The organism is bacterium (assembly GCA_020854115.1).
GTDB lineage: Bacteria > Patescibacteriota > Saccharimonadia > CAILAD01.
Window position 1 is genome coordinate 118,413 of the sequence record JADZGC010000004.1, and the last position, 17,810, is coordinate 136,222.

A 17,810-nucleotide genomic window follows, 5' to 3' on the forward strand; every position below is an offset into this window, starting at 1 on the left:
TATGGACTTAACACAGCGACTTGAAGCGGATCTCACAGAAGCTACCAAAGCTCGTGATGAGATCACGTTGCAGGTATTGCGTTTGTTGAAGGCCGCTCTCAAGAATCATTCGATTGAGCTGCGCCAGGACTTATCCCCTCAGGAGGCTTTGCAGATACTCCAAAAAGAAGCTAAGAAGCGTCAAGAGGCAATTCAGCAATATTCAGACGCCAATCGACAAGATCTGGTACAGAAAGAATCTGCCGAGCTACAGATTCTTGAGCGCTATCTTCCAGAGCAGCCTAGTGAAGCTGAAGTGCGTGCTGCTGCGCAGGATATCATCCGGGAGCAAAAGCTTTCAGGTCAGTCCGCTATGGGGCAGCTTATCTCAGGGTTAAAAGATCATTTTGACGGACTAGATGGGTCTTTGGCTGCAAAGGTAGCTCGCGAGGAGTTGCTTTAAATCTTGTCAGCCGTGCATGGATTGCGCTTTACTCTCGTCGATGCGCCGAAGCAAGTCATTCAATCTCAATGGGAGGAGTTGTTTTATGCTTGGGTCAAGCAGGAAAAACCCTCTCTTCGTGGCGAGGTGGTAGTGAGCTTTGTGATTCCAGCGGAAATGAAGGAGCTCTATTATCATAGTTTTGGTGAGCATACAGCTACTGATGTATTGTCTTTTCGATATCAAGCCCAGGACATCTCGCCAGACTCAGAAATAGAGAGCTCAGCTGGTGAGATCATAATTTGCACAGATGTGGCACGAAAGAATGCAAAGAAGCTGCATGTATCGCCAGGCAATGAACTCATGACGCTTTTTGTGCATGGCCTTTTGCATTTACTTGATTATGATCACGCAACCAATGCTGAGAGAGCTGCATTTAAAGCCAAAACCCATGCTATTATGAGGGTAGTTAATCAGGAGCCTGCGCCATTGTGGTTACTTTCGTAAGTTTTCGAAATGCCTGGAAGGGATTGCGCGTCGTTGTTAGTCGTGAGCGAAATGCACGCTTTCATATTCTTATAGGAGCACTTACCTTAGGGGTTAGTCTGACACTCAGAATTAGTCTCCCAGAAATGGCTCTGGTGCTGGCTATGATTACACTCGTATTCTTCGCTGAAGTCGTGAATACGGCGGTTGAACGTACGTTAGACCTGATTGTCACCGAGAATAACCAGGTTGTGAAGCTGGTGAAGGACATGATGGCAGGAGCGGTACTTGTGACTGCTGTTGGAGCAGTGCTAGTTGGGCTATGTGTATTTGGTCCCGTAATTGCTAGTTTGGTTACCTAATGATGATCATTGTTATTGCGGGCCCTCCAGGCGGCGGGAAAGATACACAGGCAGCTCGAATGGCGGAACGACTTCAAGCATATATTATTAGCCCGGGTGCGTTATTGCGTGCTGAGGCTACAGTGGATCAGGATTTGGCAGCGCAGCTTAAACGAGGCGATCTCGCCGACGATGATCACGTCAATGAGCTTGTGGGTGAGGCGATGTTGGCGCATCGAGATCAGACGCTGATACTTGATGGCACACCACGACATGTACCGCAGGTAGCCTGGCTGAGGGATTTTCTAGAGAAGCACTTTAAGGGGATACAAACGGTCTTGGTGGAGCTCAGAGTTTCAGATCAGGAACTGCGGATTCGTGCTACTAAGCGTGGGCGGGCAGATGACAGCCCAGCAAGCTTTGAGCACCGTCTTGACATCTATCATCAGGAGATTGTGCCGGCAATTCACGAATTGGCGCGATACATGCCGCATATAGTCGTGAATGGGGAGCAATCGATTGATACGATTGCACAAGAGATTGCTGAAGCAATGAAAGAACGAGGATATTTATGAGGACTCAAATCAAGACTCAAGATGAGATAGCGGCGATGCGTACTTCGGGTAAGATACTAGCTGAAATCTTGCAGCTGTTGAAGCAAGCCACACGGGTGGGTATGGCGACACAAGAGCTTGATCATATGGCTCGCGAGGAGCTCAAGAAGCGAGGAGCGAAGGCGGCTTTTTTAGGATACCAAGACTTTCCAGCAGCACTTTGTATTTCGATCAATGATGAGATTGCTCATGGTATACCGGGTGATTACGTTTTGCAGGATGGAGATCTGGTTCATTTAGACCTAGGTGTGTCATATGAGGGGATGATCACTGATGCCGGTATAGGATACGTGCTTGGTGAAGCAACTGATGATCAGCAGCGGCTGCTGATCGGTACTGAGAAGGCGCTTATGGCTGGCATAGTCATGGTCAAGGAAGGTGCTCGCACAGGAGATATCGGTGCTGCAATCGAGAAAACACTAGACAAGTATCGCCTCGATGTCGTGTATGAATTGGGTGGACACGGGGTTGGGCATACGGTGCATGAAGATCCATTTGTCGGCAATTATGGTACGCCTGGCACCGGAGAATCGTTACGGGCGGGTATGACAATCGCTATAGAGCCGAATGTTAGCTTGGCTGGGCATGAGATGTATTTGAAGAATAACGGCTGGACATGGTGCACAAAAACAGGTGCTTTAGCAGTACAATTTGAGCATACTGTTCTGGTAACAGAAGACGGTTACGAAATTCTAACTCAAGTTTGAACAAATATAATACTCATAAAAAGTAGTGCACAAAATATTTGCACTATTGGTTTGGGCGGTATACAATTTTTATATCCAATTGACGAAGGGGTGAGATCACATATGGCTTCAAACAAAGGGGAAATCACAGCAGTCGGACTCGATATCGGTACTAGCCGGGTCGTGTGCTTGGTTGGTGTTGCTCAGCCTGACAGCCCTAGTGTATCTGTTGTGGGGATCGGTATTGCTTCTACTGCCGGCCTGCGGCGTGGAGTGGTCGTAGATATTGAAGAAACAGTTACGGCTATTACTTCTGCTCTCGAAGAAGCCGAGCGAATGAGTGGCGTTGTGATTGAAAGAGCAACAGTGTCTGTGGATGGTAGTCACATACAGAGCCTGAATTCGCGTGGTGTGATAGCCGTGAGTCGCGCAGATAAGCAGATTAGTCAGGAAGACATGTCTCGGGCGGCGGAAGCTGCGGCTGCACTTTCGCTTGAGACGAATCGAGAAATATTACGTGTAATACCCCGCCACTACATAGTTGACGGTCAGAGCAATATTCAGGATCCATTCGGTATGAGTGGTGTGCGACTGGAGATAGATACGCATGTTTTAACAGCATCCATACCTGCCATGAAGAATCTTGATGATGCCATCCATCGGGCTGGTATTACGGTCAATGGCCATATGATCGTCCCGCTCGCCGCAGCTCGAGCCTGTCTCACCAAGCGCCAGAAAGAGCTTGGTGTGGCGGTTGTCAATATCGGAGCTGAGACTACCGGTATTGCGATTTTTGAGGAGGGGCGAGTTGCATTCTCGAGCATTTTACCTGTAGGATCCAATCACATTACGAAGGATATTGTGTATGGTCTGCGGACTACAATCGACATTGCCGAGAAGATGAAGCTCACCTTTGCCACAGCTCGAAAGCCAAAGATTAAGGATACTACGAAGCTAGAGCTGAGCAAGATCGGTGCGAAAGGTGTGCTGCTGCAGAGAGAGTTAGATATGATCGTTTCATCGCGACTGGATGAAATGTGTGATCTTGTAAAAACTGAGATTACCCGCTCGGGCAAAGAGCACCTATTGTCAAATGGCATTGTCTTAACTGGCGGCGGCGCAAAGCTTGAAGGGTTACCTGAATATATTGAGGCTGCGGTTGGTATTCCTGCAGCGCTCGGAGAACCACAGGGGATCACGGGCATCGTTGATAAGGTGAGGGGCGCATCGTTTGCAGTGCCTGTTGGGTTGATGCTCGAGGACCTGGATCGTCCGCAGGCCGGCAAGAGCATCAACGACCGCATTGGGCAATTGTTTGGTCGAGCACAGAGTTTATTTCAGGGATTTCTCAATCGTGGGTAAAATGCATACAACAACTACTCATCCGGTGTACAAAAAAAATGCTCTAAATATTCGAGGTTTTATAATGAACCACTATTTGACTCGAGCGTTGAGTAATGGGTATACTGCAAATAGTTTGGGCAATATATGTGTGAAGCACATGCCGGTGCCGTCACGAGTGTGGGCTCGTGGCGATTTCTTGTTTGCTAACTATAGTCAAGCGTTAACTTGGGGGAGAGGGTAGTCATGGCTGAAATTTTACCTGATATTGAAGCGTTTGCGCGTATTCGTGTGGTCGGCGTCGGTGGCGGGGGCGGTAACTCGTTAAACCGTATGGTCCAGTCGAAGATGCGCGGCATTGAGTTTATTGCTATCAATACAGATGCGCAGGCCCTGCATTACAGTCAGGCACACCGAAAGATTCATATCGGTAAGGAAACTACGCGCGGGCTCGGAGCTGGTGCTAATCCAGAGATTGGTAAGCAGGCTGCGGAAGAGAGTGAACAAGAGATATACGCTGCCCTTAAGAATAGCGAAATGGTATTTATTACTACAGGAGAGGGTGGGGGTACTGGTACGGGAGCTGCGCCGGTCATCGCCCAGATTGCGAAAGATTGTGGCGCGCTTACTGTAGGGATTGTGACAAAGCCGTTTAAGTTTGAAGGTGATCGACGTCGCAAGATGGCCGAAGAGGGAATCGCAGCGCTCAAAGATAAAGTCGATACGCTCATTATTATCCCTAACGATCGAATTCTACAGATTATTGATCGCAAGACCTCGCTTCTCGATGCCTTCGCGACGGTCGATGATATTCTGCGACAGGGGGTACAGGGTATATCGGATTTGATTACGGTTAATGGCTTGGTTAACCTTGACTTCGCGGATGTCGAATCGATCATGCGTGATGCTGGGACGGCCCTCATGGGTATCGGACTTGGCAGTGGTGATAATCGTGCCGTAGAAGCTGTGAAGCAGGCAATTGATAGCCCACTTCTCGAGGTATCAATCCAGGGCGCTAAGGGCGTTTTGATTAACTTCACCGGTGGTCGTGATATGGGCATGCATGAAATCGAGGAGGCAGCTAAGCTGGTTCACGATTCGGTTGATCCGGAAGCAAATATCATTTGGGGTATGGTAATGGATGAGAACTCCAATAACGAGATAAAGGTAACACTCGTCGCGACCGGCTTTGATGTTGCTCGTGGGATGGCGGCTCAGGCTCACTTTGCTGGCCAGAGCCAGCTTTTTAATCGCACTGTTGGAGAACTGGAAGATAGTCATTGGGTAAATCAGTCTACAAGAGTGACTCAGACTACTATTGCGCAAAGTTCTGACCAGGAGCCACTCCGCCCGTCAGAAGAGATGGGTGTGCCAGCATATGAATTCCGCGGAATTCGTGAAGAAGACCCTGAGCCGGCAGTCGAACCTAGTATTAAGGAAGAAGATGACCTGCTAGCAACTGGTCCTCGTGTGCGCGAGGATGCCTTACAAAATGTGAAGCCACTAATCACGCCTGATTCAGATCTAGACCCAGTTAGTTTCACAGATGAGGAGCCGGTGCGCGAACCAACATCTCACGGTATTGTTGCCGATGACAAACCCGAACCTGAGCCGGTGAGAGTTCAGGATAAGCCAATCGTCGAGACACTGTCGTCACACTTCGAGCGCGACGAAGAGGATGATTTAGATAAGCCAGCCTTCTTGCGGCAGGGGCGAAGTGTGGAGCGCTCTATTGTCGAGGATGATGATAATTCTAAAGAATAGGCCCCGTTAATGCGCTGTACGCAATGTCAGCAGCCAGATACGCGTGTACTTGAGTCTCGTGAGGTCGATGATGGTCGTGCAATTCGTCGTCGTCGGCTCTGCAATCATTGTGGCGCGCGCTTTACGTCTTATGAACGTGTCGAGCTGCCGCGCTTGCTGGTGGTCAAAAAGTCTGGGGAGCGTGAGCAGTATGATCGCGAAAAGTTGGCTCGAGGTATCTATCGGGCAGCCGAAAAGAGGCCCATTTCGGCTGAACAGATTGAAGACCTTGTAAGCAATATCGAGCGTGATGTGTATGCTCGAGGCGAATCGGAGTTATCTACACAGTCGATAGGTGAGATGGTGATGGAGGCGTTAGCGAGCCTTGATGAGGTGGCATATGTGAGGTTTGCAAGCGTCTATCGCAGTTTTACGAGCGCAGAAAGCTTTCGGGATCATATTGCGCAACTCAAGCGATCTACTCGCCGCAAAAGCACATAGGGCAGCGACATTTCTCCCATCGACGACTATAATAGAACTATGAAAATCCTTTTGCTTGGGAAGGCGCATACCCATGCGCAGTCAAGGGAATACGATCATTTGACGCAGCAAATTATTGCCGAAATAGGCCCAGTACGGTCAGTAAGTGCAAATTCTCGGGATGGGATCGCGCTCATGCAGCTGTATGACGTTGTGCAAACTCCTGCCTATGTAGTGACGCGCGATGATGGCACGCTGGTAGCCGTTTGGCAACATCGCAAGCCTACATTAGACGAAGTGAGTGCTGCCGTGCGCTCATAAGTGCCTGGTTTTATCCGTAAATAAACCGTATAATATACACCATGACTAAGAGAGAAATAAGTGCCGTAGCGCAAGCCGAGGAAGCACAACTCAAGCGCTGGGCGCAAGACAAGGTTTTTGAGCGATCAGTCGAACAGCGAGCTGGCCAGCCTACCTATGTTTTTTATGATGGCCCGCCGTTTGCTAATGGTCTACCGCATCTTGGACACATGATGACTTCGACTCTTAAGGATGCCATAATGCGCTATCAAACAATGCGCGGTAAGTATGCGCCGCGTCGATTTGGCTGGGACTGTCATGGGTTGCCACCGGAACTACTGGCCGAAAAAGAGCTTGGCATATCGGGTAAGATTGCAATTCAAGAATATGGTATCGAAAAGTTTGTGCAGTATTGCGCTGACTCCGTATTGCGGTTTACGGGGGAGTGGCATGAATACGTCGTAAGAGTTGGTCGATGGGTCGACTTCAAGCACGACTACCGAACCATGGATACAGACTACATGGAGTCTGTCATTTGGGCGTTTAAGCAGCTCCATGAAAAAGGCTTGGTGTATGAGGGGGAGCGCGTGGTGCCATATAGCTATGGCGCACAGACTGCCCTGAGTAATTCTGAGACTCGACTTGATGATAGTATGCGCGATCGAGAAGACCTCACTGCAACCGTGAAGTTTCGACTGCATGATGGTCGCTATCTCCTCGGCTGGACAACGACCCCCTGGACACTACCGGCAAATCTATTGCTCGCCGTAAACGAAAAAATGGATTACGTCGAGTATAAGCTAGGCGATGAAGTGCTCATCATCGGTCTTGAAGCGCTTGATCGATATGCCGAGCAGCTATCGGGTGCTAGCGAACAAAAGCGCTTTAGGGGCACGGAGCTGGTTGGCCTGTCGTATGAGCCGTTGTTTACCTATTTTGTTGGTTCTGAGAATAGCTTCCAGGTGGTTGCAGGGGAGTTTGTAACGGAGGGCGAAGGTACGGGTGTGGTACATATTGCGCCAGGACATGGTGAAGATGACTACTGGCTTGGTAAGCGGATCGGTACGCCGATTGTGAGCCCAGTCGATGATGATGGTCGATTTACGGCAGACGTCAAAGATTATGTAGGACGACTGGTGTTTGATGCGAATGGCGAGATAATAGCTGACCTTGAGAGGCAGCATAAATTATTTGTGAGTCAGACTATATTGCACAAATACCCCCATTGTTGGCGCACTGACGTGCCAATCATCTACCGAGCATTGAGCGCATGGTTTGTGGATGTTCCTAAGATCAAGGATCAGTTACTGGAAGCTAATCGGCAAATCAACTGGTACCCAGCTCACGTTAAAGATGGTGCATTCGGCAAATGGCTTGAGAATGCTCGCGAATGGAATGTGAGTCGGAAGCGATTCTGGGGGGCTCCGATTCCTGTCTGGAAAACCGAAGACGGGGAAGTCTTGATTGTGGGAAGTCTCCAAGAAATCAAGGATCGCGCTGTCGACCCGGCGAAAGTGGTTGATTTGCACCGTCCCCATATTGATCAAGTTGAATTGAAGACAGACTCAGGTAAAATAGCTCGTCGGGTTGAAGATGTGTTTGACTGCTGGTTTGAATCGGGTAGCATGCCATTTGCGCAGATGCATTATCCCTTTGAAAACAAAGAACAATTTGAATCGGGGCATCCCAGCGACTTCATTACTGAATACATTGGTCAGACCCGTGGTTGGTTTTATACGCTGCATGTCATGAGCGTGGCGCTTTTTGGTAAGCCAGCCTTTAAGAATGCAATTGCTCATGGAATTCTGCTCGGTAGTGATGGCCGTAAGCTCAGTAAGCGTCTTGGGAATTATCCTGACAACAACGAGGTTTTCGACACGGCAGGTGCCGATGCTGTGCGCTATTATTTACTTGGTAGCGCTCTCGGTATTGGTGAGACAGCAATCTATGACCCCGCGGCACTCGTAGAGATTCAGCGTAATGTGATTGCACGGCTGAAAAACGTATTGGGCTTTTATACGATGTATGCTTCGGTTGATTCATTCGTGCCGAAAGCATATGCAGCTATCCCAAGCTCCGACCACGTACTTGATCGCTGGGTTCTGAGTCGCTTAAGCGAAACGGTAAACTTAGTTGCCGAATCGGTTGATGGTTTTGATACACCTCGGGCGATGCGCGAGATAACAAACTTCCTAGATGACTTATCGAATTGGTATGTGCGACGCAGTCGTCGTCGTTTTTGGAAGTCTGGAGATGACAGCGATAAGCTAGCGGCATACGAGACACTGCATTTTGTGTTGGCTACCACTGCACAAGTCATTGCGCCATGGGCTCCGTTTGTAGCTGATGAAGTTTGGCAGGGCATTATGAGCGGTGTATCTGATGTCCCAGAATCAGTACATCTGAGTGACTGGCCAACTCTACCGGCGCCGCAAGAATCTTTGCTGAAATCTATGCAGCAACTTCGCGAGGTTGTCACAGAAGGTTTATCACAGCGCGCGCAGGCCGGCATCAAGGTTCGTCAACCGTTAGCAAAAGTTGAGATTACGGGAATGACATTAGGTGCTGATATGCGGGCGATTGTTTCCGAAGAGTTGAACGTGAAGAAAGTGGAGTGTCATAAAGGAGCATCGCTGAGCGTCGCTTTAGATCTCACCTTGACAGAAGAACTCAAGCAAGAAGGGCTCGTGCGAGACGTCATTCGTCAGATCCAAGAAGCGCGTAAGCAAGCTCAGCTCGCGGTAGATAATCGTATTCATTTGTCACTGCAGTCAGAGGATGCTCAAATGCGGGCTGCAATAAAGGCTTACAAAAAAGACATCCAAGCCGAAACGCTTGCTACAAAGATTGATGATAGTAGCCGTTATGATTTTGTAACGAGCACAAAGCTGAATGGAGTCGAGCTGACTATTACATTGAAGCTAATGGATTAGTTCTGATATGAAGAGGGAGGGGCTCAAGCGCATTGACTGGGTAATTGTCGCCACGAGCGTGCTCTTGGTGATTATTGGTTTATTGGTGCTATTCTCTTCTGGTATTAAGCCTGCAGAAACCACCGCCGAGATAGATACGACACGACAAATATTATATGCAGCCGTAGGTGTTGCTGTGGCTTTGATGCTCTTGCGGCTCGATTATCGTAGCTTGCGCAGCTACGTAGTGCCGATGTATATAGTTACGTTGATAGCTCTTGTTGCGGTTGAGTTTGTGGGTAAGTCGGCGCTAGGAGCTCAGCGTTGGATCAATTTAGGATTTTTTCAGTTTCAGCCATCTGAGTTTTCTAAGTTAGCCTTCATAGTCGTTCTCGCAACATATTACAGTCGCGTGTATGGCGCGACGAAACAATTGCGTTATACGCTTACTTCATTATTTCTGCTCATTCCGCTTCTTATTCTAGTGATTGGGCAGCCTGACTTGGGAACTGGACTTGTGTTTTCGGTTATTTGGATTGCTATGACCATAGGCACGTTATTGCCTAAGCGGTATCTCGTGTTCGCCGGAAGTATAGGTGTTTTAGCATTGCCGATTATTTATCAGTTTCTTGCACCCTATCAAAAGAGTCGCTTGCAGGTTTTGCTTAACCCCCAGGCTGATCGCCTTGGTATTGGCTACAATGTCGTGCAGTCAGTTATAGCAGTAGGTAGTGGTGGTTGGTTTGGGCGTGGGTTGACGGCAGGGAGCCAGAGTCAGTTAAACTTTTTGCCGTCACAGCACACTGATTTTATCTTCGCGGTACTTGCAGAAAAGCTCGGCTTTGTTGGCGCTGCGCTAACGATAATCCTATTCTGTATATTGATAACACGCATTTTTCTGGTCGGGCTACAAAGCAATGATCGGCTTGGTTCGTTCTTGTGTATCGGGATCGGCGGTATGCTACTGTTTCACGTTCTCATTAATATTGGTATGAATATGGGAATTATGCCTGTCACGGGCATACCTCTGCCATTCATCTCGGCGGGGGGAACGAGCATGCTCATTAATTGTGCGGCGATTGGAGTTGTTTTGAGCGTGTCCTCTCGTCGTACGGGGGTGCGCCACATCAAGGATGCGGAATCATGAGTCGTCGCAGAGCGTACAAGATATTGAGCTTAGTGGTAGTCGCAATGCTGACATATGTGGCTGCTAAGGCCGCTCCACAAAAGCCGCCTACGGCCGCGATGGTATCGCAAGCTTCTATGGTCAAAGTAACAAAAATATCCGATGGCGATACGATAGAAGTAGAGGTAAATGGTGTGTCAGAGAAAGTCCGCCTGATCGGAGTAGACACTCCAGAAACGCACGATCCGCGCAAACCGGTACAGTGCTTTGGAAAGGCCGCTTCAGACTGGACGACCCAGACATTGACTGGGCGCAGTGTGCGCCTGGAGGCTGACCCGAGTCAGGGCGAGCGTGATAAATATGATCGCTTACTGGCATATGTATGGCGCGACGATGGGCTATTTATTAATCAGACCCTTATCAAGGAGGGATACGCGCATGAATACACGTATCAGACGCCATACAAATATCAGCAAACCTTTCGAGGGGATGAACGACAGGCCCGCGAGCAGTCCAGGGGGCTATGGGCTGCAGATACATGTGGTGGGGATACAAAGCAGCCGGCAAGGTGACGAGAGTGTATCCAACCCGGTATACTAACACTATGAAAAAGACATATGATGTAGCAATTATTGGCGGCGGGCCGGCGGCGTATACAGCGGCGATCTATGCATCGCGCGCGTCTTTGTCGGTTGTGCTGGTTACTGGTGATACCCCGGGTGGGCAACTCTTGCTTACGAGTGAGGTGGAGAACTTTCCTGGATTTAAGGATGGGATTATGGGACCCGAGCTGATGGATGAAATGCAGCAGCAGGCGCTACGTTTTGGTGCCACACTCATATCCGAATTTGTGGATCAGATACGGCCGGGAGAACCACATGCACTTAAGCTGAAGAACGGCGATACTCTGCAGTCGATGACAATCATCATTGCGACGGGAGCCTCTGCTCAATGGCTGGGGCTCGAGAACGAAACGCGCTTGATGGGAAAGGGTATTTCGGCGTGTGCAACCTGTGATGGATACTTCTTCAAGGATAAAGTTGTAGTTGTAGTTGGTGGGGGTGATACTGCGATGGAGGAAGCATTGTCGCTGACTCATTTTGCAAGTAGGGTCATAGTTGTGCATCGTCGCCATGAGTTGCGCGCGAGTAAGATCATGCAAGAGCGTGCATTAAATCACGAAAAAATTGAATTCATTTGGGATACGGAGGTGACCGATGTATTTGGTGAGCACATGGTAGACGGTATTGAGTTGACGAACCTCAAGACTGATCAGAAGACGAGACTAGATTGCCAGGGATTGTTTGTGGCTATCGGGCATAAACCGGCCACTGAGTTTATCCGAGATATTATTGATGTCGACGAGAAAGGATACATCAAGACACAAGACAATGTATTCACCAATCAAAAAGGCGTATTTGCTGCAGGTGATGTCGCTGACCACTTGTATCGCCAGGCAATTACTGCGGCGGGCGATGGTTGTCGAGCGGCCCTTGAGGCAGAACGCTACCTGGGTGAGTTGTCACTTGCGAAAGGGGCAAAGTAACGATGGCCAGCAAGATGGAGATGTCTGCGTGCCAGCAACGGGTTGCGGAACTCGAAGAACAAGTCCGTGCTCTCGAAACACAGCTTGTTACTGATGAGTTGACGGGCATCTTAAACCGTCGTGGTCTCATGCAGCGGCTCAAGGTCTTGGCCAGTGAAGTGCGATGGCAGGTACAGCATCCAGAGAAACGGCGAAAGGTTGTGCTGAGTTGTTTGTCGGTACTTTTTATTGATATAGATCATTTTAAGAATGTGAATAATACGTATGGTCACGAGGTGGGGGATCGTGTGTTGGCTGCCGTCGCGTCAGCAATCAAGGAACACGTACGCGCGCTTGATATTGTGGGTCGCTATGGTGGTGAAGAAATTGTCGTTGGATTAGTCGGTGCAGATGAGTGTGATGCCACGCGTGTTGCTGAGCTGCTACGCGAATACATTGCTGATTTGAGGATTCCAATTAGTAAAACCGAGTCTACTCAAGTGACAGCCAGTATTGGGGTGGCTGAAGTGAATGATACATATAATCTTGCCGCGAGTCTCAAGCGGGCCGATGATGCACTCTATGAAGCTAAGGCGACCGGTCGTGATCGCGTGGTAGTTGCGAAGGCATCTGCATAGAAAAGTGGGAGTGATGATGGCGAACGACATTTTGATTCGGACAATGCAGCTACAGCATGTGATTGATATGAATAAAAAATTTGTTCAATCAATGCACGATGATTACGTATATTTCCCAACATCATACAAATCATATCTAATAAGAAAGCATTCCTTGCCCCAGCTTATTCGTTCGATCCTCTCACCTAAATCATGCATTTTATTGGCATATAATACTCAATCATCACTGCGTGGCTATTGCGTGATGCGCCTAGAGAGATCTGAGCCTTCAACGCTCCTGTGGATATATGTCGATCAAAGTGCTCGTGGTAGTGGTATCGGAAAAATATTGGTGCGGGCGGCCCTAGAGCGTGCAAAAGACTATGGTAGTCCAGGTATGCAACTACTAACACATGACCGAGACGACTTCTTTGCTCAACAAGGGTTTGAGCGAACACATCGTATTTCCGGGATGCTTGCCGGAGTAGATATGTCTATAATGAAAGCTGTTTTATGATGAAGCCTCAGTATCCTCGGTCACCAATAGGAGCTTCGCAGATCCGACATAAACGTAGGGTTTGGAAGCGCATAAGCTCTGTATTATGGACGCTCGCTTTTCTTGCATTGGTGGGTAGCGTTCTTGCGATAGGGGTGGGTGTGGTCTATTATTTTCGCCAGCAATCGAACCCTCAATCGGCAACACCCAGGCAAAAGAATCAGATAGTTGGTGATAAGGGTGAAAAAACCGCTACTCATGGAATAGTCGTAGCGACCGAAACCGAAAGACTGTATAGCGCACCAGAAGTAGGTACGCTTATTCGCCAGACTAACCCAAACTATAGGGGCCCGCAGATCAACATCACGATGCAAGTATTTAAATACCGAATTCAAGATGCAAATGGCACTACAGAAGATGTATATGCGCGAGCTTTTGTCCCCGAAGGCGGCAAAGACCTGCCAATCTTTAGTTTTGCGCCGGGTACGACGGGTATCGATGATGCGTGTGCTGCTTCTCTTGAAGATCCGTCAAAGCGTAATTGGGCAAACTATGTAAGTCATATGCTTGCATATGCTGCAAATGGGTACGCGGCTGTTATTACTGATTATGAAGGTATGCGTGATCCTCGCCGTGTGCACCATTATATGGTTGGAGACTTGGAAGGACGGTCTGTGCTCGATGCAGCACAGGCGCTTACACAGCTCGGGCTTACCAAAGATCGCGTCAATACGCAGTCGGTACTGCTCGGCGGCTACTCACAGGGTGGTCATGCGGCACTTTGGGCAGATCAGCTAGCCGATACATATACTCCAGGAATCAAGGTGCGAGGTGTAATTGGTTTTGGTCCGGTAACCGATGTGCGTCAGACGCTAACTGATACAACGAGAGGGGCAAATATTCTGTGGTTTGGCCCATATGTGCTGAGAAGTTATCGAGATTGGTATGGCACAGAGTATGATCTAGGCGCAATTCTGAAGTCTCCATACGCCGAGAACCTGGTGGCAGATGTGGCAAAAAACTGTATCGATACAAACATCGCGTATTGGGGAAACAGGGATATCACAAAGGTTTATACGCCAGCTTTCATATCGGCGATGCGGACAGGTTCGCTGCAAAGTGTTGCCCCGACCCTCGACCAACAGTTGCAAGCGAATTTAGCTGGTACGCAGAAGACAGGTCGACCAAAGCTGATTAATCACGGTAAGCTCGATAATGTAGTTCTGCCGGTCCAGTCGGATAACGCGGCGAAGCGCATGTGTGGCATCGGGGAGAATGTTGCGCACAAAACATACGTTGATGCGACGCACTATAACACGATGGCCAAGAGTTTTGATGATACGTTGAGCTGGATGAGGACAGTGCTTGGCGGTACGAAACCCACAAGTACTTGCTCATAAGAATACGAAAAGCCCCATCAAAGAGGGGCTTCTTGCAGCACGTGCATGTTGATTGGTTATTTACGCGGTAATTGCAGCAATCTTGAGTAGGCTGTAGTGTTGGCGATGACCACGGAGGGTCTTTTCGCGCTTCTTAGCCTTAAACTTCAGTACTCGCACTTTGTCTGCCTTTTCGTCAGCAGCTTCGATAATTGCAACTACTTTTGCTCCGGCAACCTTTGGCGTGCCGATCTTAACGTCATCGCCGTCGATGACCATGAGTGGTTCGAAAACGATCTCTTTTTCGCCTGAGACAAGCTCGGTGCGAATCGTTTGGCCTGGCTCTACTAGATATTGTTTCGATCCAGTTTCAATAACAGCTAACATAGATTCGTATCTCTTTCTTTCTTATTTGGACAATATGTAAGCATAGCAAACCAAACATATCTTGTAAAGATCTAACTTTAATCTGATAGTGATATTCTGAAGGTATCTGATTTCTTGGTATAATAGTCAGACATGAGGGTGCAATGACAATAATCGCGGTCGTCAATCAAAAAGGCGGGGTAGGTAAGACAACGACTACCGTAAACCTTGCGGCGTACTTAGCGAAGCTTGGGCAGTCTGTGCTGCTCGTTGATCTCGATCCGCAAGCGAATGCTACGTCGGGCTTGGGCATAGATAAGCATGCCCTGCAAGCCTCACTGTATGATGTGCTGGTGTCAGGGGTTGAAGCTCAGACCTTAGCTCAAGAGACGCGCTACAAAAAGCTCCATGTTTTACCAGCTAGTCCAGTGCTGGCTGGCGCAGAGGTTGAGCTCACGCAGATTCCGCAGCGTGAGTCGAGGCTGAAACAAGCACTCGAAGGTTTGCACTATGACATAATCTTGATCGATTGCCCGCCATCGTTGGGGCTCTTGACAGTTAATGGTTTGACCGCGGCGCAATATCTCCTCATTCCGGTGCAGGCTGAGTATTTTGCGCTTGAGGGGCTTGGGCAGCTTTTGACAACTATGCAACGAGTCAAGCAAGCGCTGAATCCAAACTTGAGCTTACTCGGGGTGGTGCTGACGATGTATTCGGCGCGGACATCGCTTTCGGCTGCCGTGGCGCATGAGGTCGAGCATCATTTCCCGGATATGGTATGCTCTACAGTGATACCGCGTAATGTGCGTTTGGCCGAGGCGCCCAGTCATGGGAAGGCAATTATTGATTACGATCGGTTTAGTAAGGGGGCGAGAGCATACAAGGCGCTTGCAAAGGAGGTATTAGCACGTGTCAAAACAACCTAGTCGACTTGGTAAGGGTCTGGATTCGCTGATCCCAACGGCGATTGATGAGTTTGCATCCCAGGAAGTATCCGAGACTTTGCAGCTCGATGATATGCGCGTAGTAGAGATTAAGCTTGATGAGATCGATCCGAACCCATTCCAGCCGCGTCGAGAGTTTGCGCAAGAAGATCTTGATGAGTTAGCGTCATCGATCAAGGAGCATGGGGTTGTGCAGCCGGTTATTTTGACTCGAGCCGGTAAGCGTTATCAACTGATTGCAGGTGAACGCCGCTGGCGAGCTTCTCAGCTGGCAGGCAAGAAAACTATTCCATCAATCATACGTAGCTTTGATGAGCAGCAGCAGTTAGAAATCGCGGTCATCGAGAACATTCAACGAGCTGAGCTGACAATTCTTGAACTCGCCGTGGCTTATCAGAAGCTCGTCGATCAGTTCAATTTGAGCATTGATCAAATTGCCAAGCGTGTTGGGAAGGCAGAGCCTACGGTTCGTAATATTATTCGCCTTTTGAAGCTTCCGTATGAAGCGAAGAAAGCCTTACAGGAAGGCAAGATTGTCGAAGGTCACGCTCGCATGATCCTCTCGATCGATGATCCGATCCAACAACAAGAAATGCTGGAGATGATTATTAAGAAGCAGTTGACAGTTCGACAGGCTGAAGACCTGGCGCGTAATTTCAAGAAGGATAAAGAACTGGTTTCGAAGCGCGTACAGCAGACCCAACAGTCGTATCGCTCGGTTACTGACGGGCTCTCAAAGCATCTCGGTACAAAGGTAGATATCAGCCTGCAGTCGAAAGGCGGCAAGGTCAGCCTACGGTTTTATTCAGAAGAAGAACTGAAGCGCATTTACGAACAGATTACTGGCGTTGAGTTATTATAGCGACTTAAGGGGTTGTAGCTCGGCCTGAGCGAAGAGCAGGGCTTGGGTTAGTAGTAGAGGTGATATTAGTTTCGTAAGTTGGATGCTCGATCACGCCAAAGTGGCTTACTGGGAGTAGCCGAAGGTTTGCGGTACCAATGATATGATCCATCTGAATTGGCCCAATAGCGCGCGAGTCGTGGCTGGCATTTGGGTTGCGATTATCCCCGACTACGAACAGATAGCCAGGTTCAACAGTGCGATCAACATCTCCCTCAAGGCGAATATTACCAGTGTATGGCTCGTTTAGGATAAAACCGTTGGGGTGCTCGGCGTTATAAATTCGTATATAGCCGTCCTTGACTACCACTCGCTCGCCAGGTAGCGCTATGGCGCGTTTGATGAAGAATATTTCGCTGGCATAGCCTTGAGGGTTAAAAATCACCACGTCACCACGTTTAATACTAATATTTTGTGCTTGACCGGTGAGTTTCTTAAAACTTGTTTCCCACTTGGATACGATCAAATAGTCACCATTGCTAAAGGTCGGTTCCATTGATTGACCATCGACATACCAGGCTTGGAAGACGAAGTTATGCACGAATAGTACTAATAAACCAGGGATGACGATCCATGAAATGATAAAGCCGAGCGCTCGGCGCCAGGCTGGTGGGCCGTCGCCCTCTCTTTCGTCGTCATTATTTTGGGAGTCGGGACTTGGAGCGCTATCGATTGGTTGAGGTGGTTGTGTAGCCGGTGACGGCTGTGGCCCTAGTGGTTGGCTAGGTGGTATTGATAGAGGAGCAACAGGCTGGGGTTGTGCTACTTGCTGAGGTATGACCGGTACGCCAGGCTGCATTGTTCCAGAGGTGGGTTGTCCTGTCGGTTGCGCTGGCGTGGCGGCTGGTTGCTTAGGATATTGTGGGTCGTTTGGTTGCATGCGTATGATGTCCAGTATACCTGGTTTTGCATGAACTGGCGACATAGCGGTTGCGGCTATCTTCAGGTATACTGCGCTTATGCTTGGCAACAAACAAAAGGCTTCAAATACACAACCAACAGCAATAACGGTTGGGCAGACGGCAAAATCATTCCACAAGCAGCATATTTGGAGACGAGTAGCTCGGCGAGTAATTGCAGTGTGTTTGCTCGCAATATTGATTACTGCATCTGTACTGGCCTATAAAGCGTG

The 17,810-nt window shown here is 48.9% G+C and carries 20 protein-coding genes; 18 read left to right on the forward strand and 2 right to left on the reverse strand.

The window, feature by feature from the left end; genetic code table 11:
- The first annotated feature begins 1 nt into the window (after position 1).
- The 16 genes from IT415_00895 (at position 2) to IT415_00970 (ending at position 14,488) form a co-directional block, all read left to right on the forward strand.
- Positions 2-442: a GatB/YqeY domain-containing protein gene (locus IT415_00895; GenBank protein MCC7543248.1), complete on the forward strand. Its 441-nt coding sequence runs from the start codon at positions 2-4 to the stop codon at positions 440-442.
- A 12-nt stretch (positions 443-454) separates the two neighbouring features.
- Complete coding sequence (ybeY, locus tag IT415_00900; protein MCC7543249.1) at positions 455-928, forward strand: rRNA maturation RNase YbeY; 474 nt, start codon at positions 455-457, stop codon at positions 926-928.
- On the forward strand, positions 913-1,269 hold the full coding sequence (locus tag IT415_00905) for a diacylglycerol kinase family protein (protein ID MCC7543250.1): 357 nt from the start codon (positions 913-915) through the stop codon (positions 1,267-1,269). The genes ybeY and IT415_00905 overlap by 16 nt, the downstream gene beginning before the upstream one ends.
- Positions 1,269-1,823 carry a nucleoside monophosphate kinase gene (locus IT415_00910; GenBank protein MCC7543251.1) on the forward strand — a complete coding sequence of 185 codons (555 nt, stop codon included), beginning with the start codon at positions 1,269-1,271 and terminating at the stop codon, positions 1,821-1,823. The genes IT415_00905 and IT415_00910 overlap by 1 nt, the downstream gene beginning before the upstream one ends.
- Entirely contained in the window at positions 1,820-2,569 is a 750-nt protein-coding gene (gene map, locus IT415_00915) for a type I methionyl aminopeptidase (GenBank protein MCC7543252.1), read from the forward strand. Before IT415_00910 ends, map begins: the two co-directional genes overlap by 4 nt.
- A 102-nt stretch (positions 2,570-2,671) precedes the next feature.
- Entirely contained in the window at positions 2,672-3,910 is a 1,239-nt protein-coding gene (ftsA, locus tag IT415_00920; GenBank protein MCC7543253.1) for a cell division protein FtsA, read from the forward strand.
- A gap of 225 nt (positions 3,911-4,135) precedes the next feature.
- Positions 4,136-5,653 (forward strand): cell division protein FtsZ, encoded by a 1,518-nt coding sequence (gene ftsZ, locus IT415_00925; GenBank protein ID MCC7543254.1) that lies wholly within the window; start codon positions 4,136-4,138, stop codon positions 5,651-5,653.
- A gap of 9 nt (positions 5,654-5,662) precedes the next feature.
- Complete coding sequence (gene nrdR, locus IT415_00930; GenBank protein MCC7543255.1) at positions 5,663-6,133, forward strand: transcriptional repressor NrdR; 471 nt, start codon at positions 5,663-5,665, stop codon at positions 6,131-6,133.
- A gap of 39 nt (positions 6,134-6,172) precedes the next feature.
- Positions 6,173-6,433, forward strand: coding sequence for a hypothetical protein (locus IT415_00935; GenBank protein MCC7543256.1), 261 nt, complete (start codon positions 6,173-6,175; stop codon positions 6,431-6,433).
- A gap of 41 nt (positions 6,434-6,474) precedes the next feature.
- A complete protein-coding gene (locus IT415_00940; GenBank protein MCC7543257.1) occupies positions 6,475-9,345 on the forward strand; it encodes an isoleucine--tRNA ligase in 2,871 nt (956 codons plus the stop codon).
- Between the two features lie 7 nt (positions 9,346-9,352).
- Entirely contained in the window at positions 9,353-10,471 is a 1,119-nt protein-coding gene (rodA, locus tag IT415_00945; protein ID MCC7543258.1) for a rod shape-determining protein RodA, read from the forward strand.
- On the forward strand, positions 10,468-11,022 hold the full coding sequence (locus IT415_00950; protein ID MCC7543259.1) for a thermonuclease family protein: 555 nt from the start codon (positions 10,468-10,470) through the stop codon (positions 11,020-11,022). Before rodA ends, IT415_00950 begins: the two co-directional genes overlap by 4 nt.
- Before the next feature lie 32 nt (positions 11,023-11,054).
- On the forward strand, positions 11,055-11,996 hold the full coding sequence (gene trxB / locus IT415_00955; GenBank protein ID MCC7543260.1) for a thioredoxin-disulfide reductase: 942 nt from the start codon (positions 11,055-11,057) through the stop codon (positions 11,994-11,996).
- Positions 11,997-11,998: 2 nt separating this feature from the next.
- The gene (locus IT415_00960; GenBank protein MCC7543261.1) at positions 11,999-12,613 is read left to right on the forward strand and encodes a GGDEF domain-containing protein; all 615 of its coding nucleotides are present in this window, start codon (positions 11,999-12,001) and stop codon (positions 12,611-12,613) included.
- 13 nt (positions 12,614-12,626) lie between these two features.
- On the forward strand, positions 12,627-13,109 hold the full coding sequence (locus IT415_00965) for a GNAT family N-acetyltransferase (GenBank protein ID MCC7543262.1): 483 nt from the start codon (positions 12,627-12,629) through the stop codon (positions 13,107-13,109).
- Positions 13,106-14,488 carry an alpha/beta fold hydrolase gene (locus IT415_00970; GenBank protein MCC7543263.1) on the forward strand — a complete coding sequence of 461 codons (1,383 nt, stop codon included), beginning with the start codon at positions 13,106-13,108 and terminating at the stop codon, positions 14,486-14,488. Before IT415_00965 ends, IT415_00970 begins: the two co-directional genes overlap by 4 nt.
- Positions 14,489-14,548: 60 nt before the next feature.
- Here the strand turns inward: IT415_00970 and rplU are convergent, their stop codons facing one another.
- Positions 14,549-14,854, reverse strand: a complete 306-nt coding sequence (gene rplU, locus IT415_00975) for a 50S ribosomal protein L21 (GenBank protein ID MCC7543264.1) — start codon at positions 14,852-14,854, stop codon at positions 14,549-14,551.
- 143 nt (positions 14,855-14,997) lie between these two features.
- On the opposite strand from rplU, the gene IT415_00980 reads away from it, so the two are divergent.
- Both IT415_00980 and IT415_00985 read left to right on the forward strand, forming a co-directional pair.
- Entirely contained in the window at positions 14,998-15,759 is a 762-nt protein-coding gene (locus IT415_00980; GenBank protein MCC7543265.1) for a ParA family protein, read from the forward strand.
- The gene (locus IT415_00985) at positions 15,743-16,639 is read left to right on the forward strand and encodes a ParB/RepB/Spo0J family partition protein (protein ID MCC7543266.1); all 897 of its coding nucleotides are present in this window, start codon (positions 15,743-15,745) and stop codon (positions 16,637-16,639) included. The genes IT415_00980 and IT415_00985 overlap by 17 nt, the downstream gene beginning before the upstream one ends.
- 4 nt (positions 16,640-16,643) lie before the next feature.
- Here IT415_00985 and lepB read toward each other — a convergent pair whose 3' ends face one another.
- Entirely contained in the window at positions 16,644-17,603 is a 960-nt protein-coding gene (gene lepB, locus IT415_00990; protein ID MCC7543267.1) for a signal peptidase I, read from the reverse strand.
- Between the last annotated feature and the right edge of the window lie 207 nt (positions 17,604-17,810).